General features: G+C 50.8%; 15 protein-coding genes. 7 read left to right on the top strand and 8 right to left on the bottom strand.

Annotated features, from left to right (window positions below):
- Positions 1-2: 2 nt before the first annotated feature.
- A complete protein-coding gene (locus F1381_RS18970; protein ID WP_187355449.1) occupies positions 3-1,211 on the bottom strand; it encodes a C45 family autoproteolytic acyltransferase/hydrolase in 1,209 nt (402 codons plus the stop codon).
- A 243-nt stretch (positions 1,212-1,454) separates the two neighbouring features.
- The gene (locus F1381_RS18975) at positions 1,455-2,519 is read right to left on the bottom strand and encodes a hypothetical protein (RefSeq protein ID WP_151736408.1); all 1,065 of its coding nucleotides are present in this window, start codon (positions 2,517-2,519) and stop codon (positions 1,455-1,457) included.
- Positions 2,520-2,730: 211 nt separating this feature from the next.
- On the opposite strand from F1381_RS18975, the gene F1381_RS18980 reads away from it, so the two are divergent.
- On the top strand, positions 2,731-3,282 hold the full coding sequence (locus tag F1381_RS18980) for a hypothetical protein (protein WP_222850462.1): 552 nt from the start codon (positions 2,731-2,733) through the stop codon (positions 3,280-3,282).
- Positions 3,283-3,373: 91 nt separating this feature from the next.
- Here the strand turns inward: F1381_RS18980 and F1381_RS18985 are convergent, their stop codons facing one another.
- The 3 genes from F1381_RS18985 to F1381_RS18995 all read right to left on the bottom strand — a co-directional run bounded on the left by F1381_RS18985 (position 3,374) and on the right by F1381_RS18995 (position 5,385).
- On the bottom strand, positions 3,374-3,562 hold the full coding sequence (locus tag F1381_RS18985; RefSeq protein WP_151736410.1) for a hypothetical protein: 189 nt from the start codon (positions 3,560-3,562) through the stop codon (positions 3,374-3,376).
- Between the two features lie 228 nt (positions 3,563-3,790).
- Positions 3,791-4,369, bottom strand: a complete 579-nt coding sequence (locus F1381_RS18990) for a thermonuclease family protein (protein ID WP_246188107.1) — start codon at positions 4,367-4,369, stop codon at positions 3,791-3,793.
- Positions 4,370-4,515: 146 nt separating this feature from the next.
- Positions 4,516-5,385 carry an AraC family transcriptional regulator gene (locus tag F1381_RS18995; RefSeq protein WP_151736412.1) on the bottom strand — a complete coding sequence of 290 codons (870 nt, stop codon included), beginning with the start codon at positions 5,383-5,385 and terminating at the stop codon, positions 4,516-4,518.
- A gap of 234 nt (positions 5,386-5,619) precedes the next feature.
- Between F1381_RS18995 and F1381_RS19000 the strand changes: the two genes are divergently transcribed.
- The 4 genes from F1381_RS19000 to F1381_RS19015 all read left to right on the top strand — a co-directional run bounded on the left by F1381_RS19000 (position 5,620) and on the right by F1381_RS19015 (position 7,952).
- Positions 5,620-5,997 (top strand): GntR family transcriptional regulator, encoded by a 378-nt coding sequence (locus F1381_RS19000; RefSeq protein ID WP_151736413.1) that lies wholly within the window; start codon positions 5,620-5,622, stop codon positions 5,995-5,997.
- On the top strand, positions 5,998-6,867 hold the full coding sequence (locus F1381_RS19005) for an ABC transporter ATP-binding protein (protein ID WP_151736414.1): 870 nt from the start codon (positions 5,998-6,000) through the stop codon (positions 6,865-6,867).
- Positions 6,860-7,498, top strand: coding sequence for an ABC-2 transporter permease (locus tag F1381_RS19010; protein WP_151736415.1), 639 nt, complete (start codon positions 6,860-6,862; stop codon positions 7,496-7,498). Before F1381_RS19005 ends, F1381_RS19010 begins: the two co-directional genes overlap by 8 nt.
- Before the next feature lie 109 nt (positions 7,499-7,607).
- Positions 7,608-7,952: a hypothetical protein gene (locus F1381_RS19015; RefSeq protein ID WP_151736416.1), complete on the top strand. Its 345-nt coding sequence runs from the start codon at positions 7,608-7,610 to the stop codon at positions 7,950-7,952.
- 85 nt (positions 7,953-8,037) lie between these two features.
- Here F1381_RS19015 and F1381_RS19020 read toward each other — a convergent pair whose 3' ends face one another.
- The 3 genes from F1381_RS19020 to F1381_RS19030 all read right to left on the bottom strand — a co-directional run bounded on the left by F1381_RS19020 (position 8,038) and on the right by F1381_RS19030 (position 11,074).
- Positions 8,038-8,790, bottom strand: coding sequence for an SDR family NAD(P)-dependent oxidoreductase (locus F1381_RS19020; RefSeq protein ID WP_151736417.1), 753 nt, complete (start codon positions 8,788-8,790; stop codon positions 8,038-8,040).
- A gap of 2 nt (positions 8,791-8,792) precedes the next feature.
- Positions 8,793-9,248, bottom strand: a complete 456-nt coding sequence (locus tag F1381_RS19025) for a MarR family winged helix-turn-helix transcriptional regulator (protein WP_151736418.1) — start codon at positions 9,246-9,248, stop codon at positions 8,793-8,795.
- 164 nt (positions 9,249-9,412) lie between these two features.
- The gene (locus F1381_RS19030; RefSeq protein WP_151736419.1) at positions 9,413-11,074 is read right to left on the bottom strand and encodes a cellulase family glycosylhydrolase; all 1,662 of its coding nucleotides are present in this window, start codon (positions 11,072-11,074) and stop codon (positions 9,413-9,415) included.
- A 1,024-nt stretch (positions 11,075-12,098) separates the two neighbouring features.
- Between F1381_RS19030 and F1381_RS19035 the strand changes: the two genes are divergently transcribed.
- A complete protein-coding gene (locus tag F1381_RS19035) occupies positions 12,099-12,626 on the top strand; it encodes a sigma factor (protein ID WP_151736420.1) in 528 nt (175 codons plus the stop codon).
- 208 nt (positions 12,627-12,834) lie between these two features.
- Positions 12,835-13,377: a hypothetical protein gene (locus tag F1381_RS19040; protein ID WP_151736421.1), complete on the top strand. Its 543-nt coding sequence runs from the start codon at positions 12,835-12,837 to the stop codon at positions 13,375-13,377.
- Positions 13,378-13,549 lie beyond the last annotated feature (172 nt).

A 13,549-nucleotide genomic window follows, 5' to 3' on the forward strand; every position in this document is an offset into this window, starting at 1 on the left:
CTTTACAGTACATTCCGCCAAAACTGATCATCCGAACGTTCATCCGGCAGCATGGCTTTATACTCGCTTACGCCTGCCGGTCCGCTGAAACCAAAGCTCCGCCAGTCATTCCGCCCCGGTGAGCCGAAGCAAATATGCGCCTCCCGCCCCGCATTGTCAAAGACCATCGACCAGAGCGTTCCGAACCCTTCGCTGTAATGATGGCAGCATACCCCGTCCGGTGCGGGCTGCCCCGCCAATTGCTTCATCAGAGCCACAGCTTCCTCGGCGCTTTCCAGACGGGAGAGAGCATAGGTGAGTGCGTCGTTTCTCGCCTTGGAGTTATTCATTATGTACGTATTATGCTGCAGCATGGCGGGAAGGGTATAGTGGTTGGCAGATACGGCCAGCTTGCACTCCCGGTCCGGAGAGGTATGGATAAATTCCGCCGCAATCTGCGAGCCGGCAGCTTCAACCAAAGCCAGTTCACCCGTGCGGTCGGCTATGAGATAGTTACGGTAGTCGCAAATCGGGATGCTGCTGATCAAGGTGACGGCCTCTTTCGTGCTCGTACACTGGTCGAGCAGTGCCCTAACGACTGCCGGGAAGACAAAGCCTTCCTCCGTCATTTCCGGCCGGATTCTTCCCGAGGTGGTCGTCACACTGAGACCCTCGTCGTTCATTCCGTCATACCTTCCGAATAGCTGCAGCGCAAAGCCGATATGCCGCGGTTTTCCCTTAATCCGGGTCGTGGTGAGCAGCAGCTGATTATAGGGCTCATCCTCCCAGCCATAGTCATAGGTCCGCATGTGATAGGTGCGTCCGCCCGCCGGTAACTTAAAGTGAACTGCAGCCTGGCTGCAATGTCCTTGCGGCTGGAGATAAGAATAGTAGAAGACAACCTGCTCAGCTTTTACTGCAAGCTCGTCGGCAAATCCCTGGATTTCCTGATTCAGTCCCGGATTGATTTGCTCGATGCGGGCCATGGCTTTGGCAATGGCACCTTCATGCAGCACCGGTCCGTTCATAAACGGAGAGGTCATAAACTGGACCAGCCGGTCATCTCCCTTGAAATAAGAGCCAAGCGCCCGGCCCGCCTCATAATGTGTTCCTTCTGTGATCATATGCCTGTACACCGTTGTTCTTGTTTCCATCGCCGTTGTCCGCTCCTTCCGCATCATCACCCTGCGCAGAGTGATTTCATTATAGGCCGAGCGCTTTGGTGCAGGCAAAGCCGGAGAAGGGGGAAAGCGGGCGATCAGGTTAGAAGAGCGTTGGCTTTTGTCCCCCGGCAGTTCATTTTTGGCAGCAATGCCCTGACTTCCTTGTGTTTTGAGCGTTTTTATGGTAACTTATGGGTACAAATTTGGGATTCAAAAAGCGATTGCCGGGCAGTCTGCAGCCGGCTGTAAACATAGCAGAAAGCGGAGCAGGAATGTACCCTTGCTCCGCTTTTATTTTGCCGGAAACAGCTCTTATGTATGATTACTTGTCAACTCTTCGCCCATATACCGCTGCAGCGGGCTGTGTTCCCGGCTGTTCACACGGAAGATGGCCGCAAGGATCTCGTCTTGACGCGCGGCAGCTTCGTCTCCGGCCAGTTGAACCACGACATCCTCAAGTACATAAGGCCCGTTCTTGAAATGTCCCCATACCGCGCCTTTGAACTCGCCGTCAACCAGCAGGTACTGCAGAATGTCATAATGTGCATGCTTGTACAAGGTCTTGAGCCAGTGTTCATTCGATTTAACCAGAACATCATTGCGGTGGAGGGCAAAGACGCCATACAGGTTCTCCGTACCCCCAGGTTCTGTCAATTCTGTCAGATCATCGCTCAGGACGTAGCCCGCGCCGGTATCCACAAGCTCGCCGCTCCCGGTCAGCGCCGCCAGCGCAGCTTTGATGTCTTTGGCCGGCAATTTATAATAGGACTTGGCCATCTCAAGGTCGAACAGCGGCATCCGGTAAGCATACCGTTTCAGTATAATTAAGAGCGCCTCGTGGCGGGAGTATTTAACCGTATCCAGTTCAGGATACATTCTAGCGAACAGTTCCCAGCCCCGGTCCCATTCGCCGTTATACTGATCTTCCACCACGAGGAATGCTTCCTGCAGGCGGTGCAGCACAGGCGTGATTTCCTTCACCAGCAGACCGGTCGTTTCCTTCATCGTCTGAATGTTTAGCGGTCCATTATCCGTAATCAGCTCAAGGAGCTTCGACTGTGCCTCCGTGGGAGCGTCCAGCGGCTTCCGGTACAATCCGGCGAACAGCTCCAGATCCTCCCGTTCAATCCACCCGAGATTACCGCCTTGAAACCGCCCCTTAACCAGCTCGCGTCTGAGCTGACGCTCGCGGTTATATTCCTTATCGTCGAAATCGGCCCGGAAGCTCAGGCTCGGCGGGTCGCCGAAGCCGCACCAATACACATTTTGCCCGGGAGAGAGATCGCGGTACAGATCGTCATATTCGTCTGCAGCAGCGGGAACCAGCAGATGTTGCCGCTTCATGCGCAGCCGGAGGGCCTGTTCGCTCAATATCATTCCATAACCTCCTGATAATGTCTGAAATCCATAGAAACAGTGTAGCAGCAAAACCCTGCGTTAACCAGTATCCGCACCCGGTTATGGGTCAGTAGCCCCGTGCAACTAAATATTTCAATGGGGGTAACATTTTTAACAGCTAAGGTTGTCGATAAATTGGTACAACTATTACGGGAGTTTGCTTTTATTACATACGTTTGGGGGAATGTTTGTGAAAAAGTTAACAAAGTCAGTGATGGTGGCGGGATTAGCGCTCGCGCTTGTGGGGATCGGCAACAGCGGGGTGCTGAACAATGTCAGTTCAGCCGCCAGTGCGCCGCTTAAAGTGGGCCGCGTGGAAGCAGCCGCTCATGGGACGAAATGCTTTACGGTAGCCGTTGCCGTGGTACAGAACGGGAAGATCGTTGCCGCCTCGCTCGATGATTATCAATTCCTCAGCACAGAAGTAGCAAAGGGAGTGCCCAATTCCGACAAGGATTTTGGACAGAATTATAAAGACCCGAACGTGGTGCTGGCCTCCAAGAAGGCCAATGCCAAATATTACAGCGAGCATATGAAAGAAGAGGCAGGATCTACAGTAAGCTATGACAAGAACCTGGCTGCCATTGAGAAATATGCCACAGGCAAGACGGTTAAGGAGCTCGAAGCCATTCTGGCGAAGAAGAGCATCTCGCAAATGGCCGACGCCGTCAGCGGGGCTACCCTGGTGGATACCAAAGGATACCTGACCGCGATTCTGAATGCCGCCAAAGCTGCCAAATAAGGCAGAGCAAATGAAGCGGCAGAACTTCCGCGCACACACCCTTCACAAACCTGGTTTGTGAAGGGTTCTATATTGGGTTTAGGGGCAGCCGTTACAGGTTCTTCAATCGTTTAATCGCCCAGGATGGGAAGGAGAACAGGCCTCTGCCCGTCTGTATGCTGTAATATCCCGGCCTGTCGCCAAGCAGGCATTGACCCTGATAGGTCTCCCCGCTGATTAAATGAACCTGAATCTTTGCCCCCGCATGAATGGCCTGCTGAAGCTTTGCATTATAGTCCACGGTAATCTCCTCGAAATGGTATATCTATTGTAAATCCTTTTCAATAATGTACTTAAACCGTTTCCTTGGCTTTTTCACGCGAAATCATGAAATTGACAATATTGTAATCTATGCAGCCCTTTGCAAAGACTGGATTTGGAAAAACATAGTCTGTTTTCACTTATCTTGACCTAAAACTAACGGTATATACTGTGATTCATATCTGGCCGTAAATTACAGGTGGACAGGCTATTCCGGGACCGCCGGGCCGTTCCATATCCCAAGCTTGGCAGACCGTGCAGCTTGCTCCGCTTCTTGATATTGCTCTGTATAAAGATTGTCCGCCGGCGAGCCGGAGACCTTGGCATAGCCCCGCTTCAGCAGTTCTTCATTAATCAGCATCTCTCCAAAAAATACGGAAGCCGTCAGATTCCCTTGTTCATCCCGGACCGTAACATCGGTATCCAGCCCAATCTGTTGTCCAGCCAGCAAGCTGCTTAAGTATTGCTCAGCACTATGATCCATGCTTGTACCGGAAAGGCCGGACTCGGGGACCTCAATCTGCAGCAGCTTAATGGTTTCCGGGGTTCCGTCTTCCATACGGACCTGCAAGGTCTCTCCGTCAATGATGTTAAGAACTTCAGCGTCCAGCAGACCTGGACCGTAGGATCTGTAGCTATAGGTATCGATAACATAGGTATCAAGCACTTCAGTATAATCGTCAAGCTGGCTGCTTGGAGAATTCACTTCGTTAATGATGTAGTGAAAGCCTATAAGACCAACGCCGATCAGGGCACAGCTGAACCCTATAAGAGCTGCCTTTTTCATTTTGGACAATGGATTCTCTCCTTAGTGCACCGGACATTTTCTGCACTCTGTGGATGCGCATAGAGGGCCGAGCTTCCAGTTTACAGCTTATTATAACTGTTCATCAATGAGATTGAACCCTGTCTACATAAAAATATATATGTGAGCTAGTTCAGCGTCTCCCGGCGCAGCCGGCTGCGGTAACCGCTTGGCGACAGCCCCGTGTATTTCCGGAACTGCTTCGAGAAATAGAGGGCATCATTGAAGCCGACTGAGGAGGCGATGCTGTCGATGGTCCACGAACCGTGCAGCAGCTCCTTCGCTTTGTCCATACGGATATGCAGGAGAAACTGCTTGGGGGACATGCCGGTCCGCTGTTTAAAAGCTTTGGAGAGATGCGCCCGGTGGTAGCCGAGCGTCGCCGCCATATGATCAATGCTGATCTGCCGGTGGAACTGCAGGGTGAGCCAGCGGATCGCCTGATCGATCTGGCGGTCGATGGCTTCCGGCAGCTGTCCCGGCGGGCCGGACAGAGCGCCCAGATTAGCCAAGGCAAGCTTATGCAGGATCAGCCGGGCCCATCCTGAAGCCTCCAGGCTTTCAAGCTGGGGATAAGGGGATTGCCGGAAGGAGAGGCGCGTGTGCTCGTATAAGCGTTGCAGCCCGGCCAGATCTGCCGAGTGCAGCACCGGCTGCTCCTTGCTGATTCCGATGGCTTTCAGCAATCCGGATACCGCATCGCCTTGCAGTGCAATCCAGGCATAGCACCAGGGCCTGGCCTGGTCCGCCTGGTAGCTGAAGAGCGAGCCCGGGAAGATGACGAAGGTATCGCCGGCCCGGCAGGGCCAAGGCGTGGCTTCGCTCTGGAACAGGCCTTCACCTTCCAGCACGGTATGGATCAGGTAATATTCATGAATGGACGGCCCGATCTTGTGGCCGGGCCGCGGCCGGGCTTCCCCGGCGAACAGCACTGTGAAATCCCGTTCATCCGGATGCAGATTAAACGCTTCGCGGAGCTGATAATGATCGATGCTCATAGAATCCTCCATGTGAAGTAACATATAGTAGGAGATTACTGCAGACCGCACAGAAATGCAACAAACCTCCATACGCTATGACCTTATTGTCCGGGAGAGCCGGGTGATGAATCGAATCTACAACCGCCTGTACCTTCCAGCAACGGGCTGCAGGCGGTTGACTTAACTATCCATAATGTATATATTAGATATATACATTAAACACACTAATCACAAAGGATGCGGACTAGAGGCATGAACCTATTGATATCGAGCACCTCCGGCGAACCGATTTATTCACAAATTGTCGGGCAGATCCGCCAAATGATTCTGCAGGGCGAGCTGGTGTCGGGAACACCGCTGCCGTCCATCCGCCAGCTGGCCAAGGAGCTGCAGATCAGTGTCATCACCTCCAAGCGGGCCTATGAGGAGCTGGAGCGGGAAGGGCTGATTAATTCTGTCGTCGGGAAGGGTTCATTTGTCTCCGGTGCGGACCCTGAGTTTATCCGGGAACAGCGCCTGCGCGTGATGGAAGGCCGCTTGAAGGAAGTTATCGACGAGAGCCGGCTGCTGGGAATGGAGTATGACGAATTGGCGGAAATGCTGAAGCTGCTGTATGAGGAGGAAGCGTAAATGAGCCATTGTATTGAGATGAGACAGGTTGGCAAGAGCTATGAGCGTTTTCAATTGCAGGGTGTGAATCTCGGCATCCAGGAAGGGTATATTACCGGCTTGATTGGCCCAAACGGGGCGGGGAAGACGACGCTTATCCGTATGATCATGGGCATGGTTCATCCGGACCAGGGAGAGGTGAAGCTGTTCGGAGAAGCCGGTCAGGAGCAGCTCTCCCGGAATAAGGCGCGCATCGGCTACGTTTCCGATGAGAATATCTTCTATGAGCAGCTTACAGTCAAGCAGATGAAGAAGATTCTCGCCCCGTTCTATGACCGCTGGAACGAGGATACATACCAGAAATATGAGGAGCGGTTCAAGCTGCCGCCGGGCAAGAAGATTAAAGACCTGTCCAAAGGGATGAAGATCAAGTTCTCGCTGGCGGTTGCGTTGTCGCACGGCGCCGATCTGCTGATCATGGACGAGCCGACCTCCGGCCTTGACCCTGTGTTCCGCCGTGAGCTGCTGGATCTGCTCAGCGAGCACATCCAGGATGAGCGGAAGTCGATTCTGTTCTCCACTCATAACACCACCGATCTGGACCGGATTGCCGACTACATTGTCTTCCTGAATGAGGGGCGCATCGTCTTTAATGAAATGAAGGAGGTGCTGTCCGAACAATACCTGCTGGTGAAGGGCGGCAAGGAGCTGCTGGACCGCGATGTGCGGCGATTATTCGTGGGGATCCGCGAGAATGCCCATGGCTTTGAGGGGCTCGTGAAGGACCGGGCCGCTGCGCAGCGGTATTTTCAGGACAACGGCATTTGTGAGACGCCTACGCTTGAAGAAATCATGTATTTTACCGTAAAAGGAAGTGGCGCTCATGTCTAACACATTTCACCTGATCCGCAAAGACTTTGTGCTGATCCAGAAAATGCTGCTGCTCTTTATCCCCTATTACTTGATCATGGGATATACGTTAATGGACCAATATACGATGTTTACGCTGTTCCCGGCGATGCTGCTGCTTGTCAATGGCTGTACGCTGGACGTGCAGCAGAACAATCAGCGTTTTCTGGTCAGCCTGCCCTTGAAGCGGCAGGATCTGGTGAAGGCCAAGTATATGGCGCTCGTCCCTTACGCGTTGTTCAGCTTCGGCTGTACACTTGTCCTGTACGCCGCCGCTTATGCAATCGGCAGGGTAGATACACCGCCGGCCTGGCGGGAGATTGCCTTAATGCTACTATTCTTTTTCGTACTGGCTTCGTTTTATTTACCGCTGCACTACTGGCTGGGGCAAAAGGGGACACAGATCGTTAATTTTATCTTTATCATGCTGATTATGCTGAATGTTTCCGCCTTTCATCAATTGCTGGAATGGTTTCCTGCGGCGGGTAAATGGATATCGACAGGTTCAGCGGAGAGCTTCCTGCCGGTTCTGCTGCTGACCTTGGGCTGTATGATCCTGGTGTATTCCTCTTATTTGCTCTCTTCACGCATCTTTAGCAGTAAAGATATTTAACGGCCATGCAAGAGGGTTTTCCTTACCGTAAGACCATGCACAATATCATATCCTGACGCCCGAAAGTATGATATTTTAGACGAAATTTCAAACCCTAGGGGGCGTGTCCATGATTACTCCGCATAATCTCGAAGATTATTATGTTGTCATCGGCAGACTGAAGCAGCGGTATTTATCGGAGTCATTTGCCGAAGACCTCCCGGCATTTGCCTCGCATGCCGAGGCGGCGGATTGGTTTCAGGGGCTGTTCGGCGAGTCTTTTGTCTTTGTCGAAGAGATGGAGGCAGCGGGTGCGGAAAGCTATTATTTATACGACATCATCCATGACCGTGACATCTGGGAGCGCAGGGAACGGGATATCCGTGAGAATGGCACTGCCTCGGGGCCAGGGATGCTGCTGTGCGCGCAAAGAGTGGACATTTATGAAGACGGTTCTGTGCAGCTGGCCTTTTAGCCCCGAGAAAGCCCAAAGACTCGTACAACCGGGAGCCGTCCCTGTCGTGCGAGTCTTTGGTTATCCGGTCATTGATGCTTAGTGCTTACTTGGCGTAATATCCGCCGTCGATCGGCAGTTCCACCCCGGTAATGTATGAGGATTCATCCGAAGCCAGGAACAATGCACCCTTGGCGATATCTTCCGCAGTGCCGAGACGCTGCAGCGGTGTCTGGGAGAAGAACCATTGCTTCATCTTCTCATCCTTCAGCAGGTCTTCGGTCATTGGCGTTTCGATGTAGCCGGGGTGGATCGAATTGGCGCGGATCTTGTGCTTCGCATAATCCACGGCCGTCGCTTTGGTCAGCATACGCACAGCCCCTTTGCTTGCCGTGTATGGTCCAGCGCCGCTGCCGCCCGTCAGGCCGGCAATCGAAGAGATGTTGATGATGGAGCCGCCTCCGGCTGCAATCATATGCGGAATGACCATTTTTTGCCCGATAAAAATACTGGTCAGGTTAATTCGCATCGTGCGTTCCCAATGATCTACGGTTTGCTCCATAAACGGGGTAGGGTCCGAAATGCCCGCATTGTTGACCAGAATGTCAATCCGTCCGTACGCCTCCACAGCCGCTTCAACCACACGGGTCCAGTCCTGCTCGGAAGTGACGTCCTGCTTAAATCCGGTGGCTTCGCCGCCGTTCTCCCGGATTTCCCGTACAACCTCCTGAAGCTTGTCTTCCTGCAAATCCGTAATGACCACCTTGGCGCCTTCTTTGGCGAACAGCAAGGCATCCGCCTTGCCCATACCTCCGGCCGCTCCTGTAATAATAGCTACCTTATGATCCAATCTGCCCATGATTATTCCTCCTGTGAATGTGGTTTAACGCTTCCGTTCTGCTGCTCAAGCTTGCCGATCATCTTCTGATAGGCTTCAATCAGCAGGCTCAACTCCTGATCGGAGAAATCATCCCATACGCCTTCTGTTAACACCTTGTAACGAGCCAGCATCTGTTCTTCGACCGCCCGCCCGCTATCGGTAATCTTCATGTAGACTTGTCGCCGGTCGGACTCGGAAGCAATACGCTCGATATAGCCTTTCTGCACCAGCTTACCTGTCAAGTTTGTTATGGCCGAAAGGGATACACCCAGCATCGCGGCAAAAGAAGAACTCGTCTGCATATCCTGCTTGGCCAGCGATTGCAAAATGAAATACTGCGGCGCCGTCAGGCCAGGGTCAAGCAGCTTGGTATAGCTGGCTACCAGAGTCAGCATATGCTTGCTGATGAGATGGGAAAGCTGCTCCCGGCTGTCCATCCTCAGTCCCCCGATCAAAGATATATAGTTAAAAGCCTTAAATAATTAATACATTTAAACAATTTAAATTTAAACTTAATGATGGCAGATGTCAATTGGTAAATAGATGACAAGAAGGCGCCATTAGGGCGCCTTCTTGTCATATCACCAGTATATCCGCAAAATCAAGGCTCCATACCGGATACCAGTATCCCGTTACGGTACACGGTAATCCGCTCATTCGCTGCAAAGCCGGCGGACAGCGGGGCAAAGGAATAGTCATTAGCCTGGTTATAGCCGGACCAGTCATTCTTATGGATACGGAACTGGATATCCCCGCTGTTTCCGGAGGCAGCCAGCTGGCCGGCACCCGCTTTAAACGAGAATTCGGCATAGGCATCCGCACCGCTGACCGGTGTACCTAACGGCACGACAGTGGCGATAATATTGGCTTTGCCGATGGCGGCATAATCAATCTCTACCGTTTGTCCAGTATTTCCTTCACTGGTAAACCAGTAGCGGACCGTCAGCTCGCTCAGCGGGACCGCTACAGTAGAGGCACTTGCGAGCCGCAGATCGGCCCGGATCGAATTCGTAGAGGTTCCCGTGTCACCCACACGGTACAGGGAAGTGAGGTTGACTACCTCTTGGCCGGGCCCGCCGCCGGGACTGCCTCCGATGGGAGTGAACGTAACCGGCTTTATGATCCGGTCCAGCATCAGCTGCTTCGGTCTATTCCAGGTGACCCAGTCATCGAGCAGGAGGCCGCCTGTGTCGCCGCTGTTCGGATTAAGGCTCCAATACGTCCAGTACAGCTGATTTGCCCCAATATAATCGACCAGCGCATTTTGCCATTTACCCTCCACGGATACCGTATCCACGCTGCGGCCGCCGAATTCGCCGGCGATCAGGGGTGCAATGCCTTCCTTGCTGATGTATCCCCAGGTGGCATCCCACAGCGCTGGCATGTTGGCTGGGAAGGCGGGATCGCTGAACCAGGTCTGCGAAGCGACGCCGGGGCCGTAATCATGCGGGGAATAGACCACCTGATTCGCTACATTCAGTACGACGGGATAACTGCGCACCCCGGTCAGATTGCCGCCCCACCAATAGCCGCTTGTATTGCCCTGCACATTCTTCTCGATGCCCTCGACAATGATTAGCCAGTGCGGATTGACGGCGAGAATCGCATTGCCGGCCCGCTGGGCGGCAAGCCGCCAATCCGTAGCCAGTACACCGGTACCCCAGCTGGCGTCGCCGTGCGGTTCATTGTGGAGATCGGCGCCGATGACCACGGGATTGTTCAGGTACCGCTCTGCCAGCATGACCCAATCGCTGATCCAGCGGGACTCGGGATAAGCGGCCGTATACCACAGCGCCGACTGGCCGCCGGAATCCGGACGGTGGCGGTCCAGAAAGATGCGGATGCCGCGCTGGCCTGCTTTTTCAATCAGCTTATCCATAATTTCAACCGGCTTCAGGCCCGCCAGATCGGGGTTCTTGGCGTAATCGATGCTGTTGGCCTGGGAGCTTGCGTCAAACATTTGGCTGCAGAAGGGGAGCCGGATGAGGTTGTAGCCTTCCGCCTTCACCTGATCGAGCACATCATCCATGGAGCGGGACCATAAGCCGTGCGGAGAATAATTGGCGGTCTCGAATCCAAACCAGTTTAGCCCGTTGAACACCGCCGTGTTGCCGGATGCATCTACAATCTTGTTGCCAGAGGTGTGGAAGTACCCTTCGCCGGCGGCGGCCTGCACTCTGCCGTTCCCGGAATAGGCGGTCAGGCCTGCCAGCAGCAAGGCTGCCAATACTGCCATGACCAGTCTTTTGACATGCAATAACATACTAGTTCCTCCTTCAATAGATGGAATGAAGTCAGACTGTATATCATACGAAGGAAGAGAAACCGTATTCACACAGAAGTGCCTCTAAATGTGGCAAAATAACAAATAATGGATATTTTTTGGCTGGTTCATTTTCTTTCTTTGCTTTCGCAACGTTTTGCATGTTATAGCCCACTACTGATTATAGCGGGCAAGGCTTTCCGGTATCTTTCAGATAGGGCCCCAGGAAAACAAAACGGTTAAGGTGGGAAAAGGTTGAATTACAATTGCGAAAAATGTGGAAAAACGATGAAAAATGTTTTGGAGAAGGTTATACATATGATTTCCGAATGTCCCCAAAAGGGCAGCAGTTCAAAATGATACAAGTGGTATAAGCTTAGACATTATCCTAAATGAAGGGCAAAGACTATTATTCGACATTTAACGACGAAATAAGGGATGTAATACATGTATTGACAGTTGATCTAGTGGCCGTGATATACTGTATTCACTGCTATTTATATGGTACTTATTAACTAATTAAACAACTGGTAAACATCATAATTTGTAGGTTTATGAAATATCTTGCATATCGAAATTGCGCCAAAAGACCTTATTTTTAGATGAGCTATAGATCAATCAGGATTGACGGTTTTGCATAACAAAGGTAATCAAGTCATTTTACTCATTACTCGTAGTTACTAGTGAACTGTTACTAGCGGAGCGGAGTATCGCTGTCAACGACATGCGACATTCTGACTCCGCTTTTTTGTTTTTTATAAGGTTTTCTGATCAAAAATGCTGCATGAAACACGGAAGCACCTAAGCTTATTTGAACATTGAAAATCCGATAATTAAAGCTTGCCTGGTCACATGGAAACCGATCAGAGGACGGGAACGAACAAATATAAATTGTAAGCGCTTACATTTTAAAGTCTAGCATGTACTCTCTATTTCCCAGAGAGACTTTGCATCTTTTGGAAGAGATAAAGCGACAACTCATAGTACTGGCTTCGCTAACGCAAAATTCCTGAGGAGGAATAGTATGGATAAAACAACAGTTCAAGATTTTGATATTAATTCTTTAAACCCCATTTTTAATTTTGTTCTAAAAGGGGTGCGCCGGGAAGATCGTGAGGATGTGAAGAGCGAGTCCATTGTAAGGATCTTAAACGCTATTGAAAATGACAAAATCAAAAAAGATGTGTTTACCTTCGCCCACACCGTTGTTCAACGCACTGTATATGATTATTACCGGAAAAATAAACGAATGATAACAAGAGCTTCTACTTTGGTGAATTTCTGCGATGGAACGGATGAAGAGCGGGGATCAACCAATGAATATTTCAGCTTCAAAACAGAAGAATATGGCTATCGAATTTCCGATATCCGCAATGATTACCGTATTAACCGCTCCTCATTCACTGCTCAGGAAAGTAAGATTATTGAATTTATGCTGTTCACTGAAGAAGGCATAGATATGAAGCCTACGGAAATTTCCAATCATCTCGGAATCAATAAGTCCCATGCATCACGCGCCATGACCAAATTTAAAAAACTATGTCAAGCCTAACTATATTCGGATAATTAAACTAAGAATAGCATATCAAAAAAACAGCTGCAACATTTTTGTCACAGACAAATGTGTTTAAGGGTATCTGCAGCTTTATAATGTATTGACTTTATACAATACAACGCCTTTTATTTACCCAATGTATATCAGTCTGAAACAGGTGAAAGAAAAATATTTTGTACTGCTTTAGATATGGATTGAAAGGAGCATGAATATGCCATCATCTGGTATAAAGGTATGGGGAAATACCCAACTTGCCCCTCAGCGGCTAGTGGTTAAAGATATCAACGATACGTTTGTAATTAATGTTAACGATACAGAGTTCAGTATTACTTTGGATGCAGGATCGTACCCGACAAGTCATGAGCATTTCACCTCGAATTTTGTGCAGCATGTCAACGATAAGCTTCTGGAGGCAAACTGCCCTGTTACTGCAAAGGCAGGGGGGATCCATGATGATGATCCAAGAACTGTGCTGATTTTTGAAGCCAACGATATTTCCGAAGAAGCTACAATGGGCGTAGAAGGAAGCGGCGCTGAACAATTTATCGGGGCCATGCCGTATGAGGTTCAACCGGCAGTCACTGAACAGGTGATGCTGGATATACCTGCGAGTATCAGGGTAAAAAAGACGGAAAGTACTCATCTACAAACTTCTGTCAGTGTGTTTCGCGGATCAAATGTGAGCATACCGGGAGCCTTGGTTGTTTTAAAATATGTGATATTAAGTAGGATTATGGTAAGAAGATAAATAGGCAACGGATACTGTTCCTTATTTGCCGCCGGACCCGTGAAGGGTCTTTTTTTATGCTCAACTTTTTCCGGGCTTGAAACGACCACTATAATTAGCAGGCAATTGCGGGAGGTGGTCATGCTTGGGCTTGGGCCTATCGTACAACGTTACGCTGTTGCACAGGATCAGC

Source organism: Paenibacillus tengchongensis (assembly GCF_008973665.1).
Classification (GTDB): domain Bacteria; phylum Bacillota; class Bacilli; order Paenibacillales; family Paenibacillaceae; genus Paenibacillus_AQ; species Paenibacillus_AQ tengchongensis.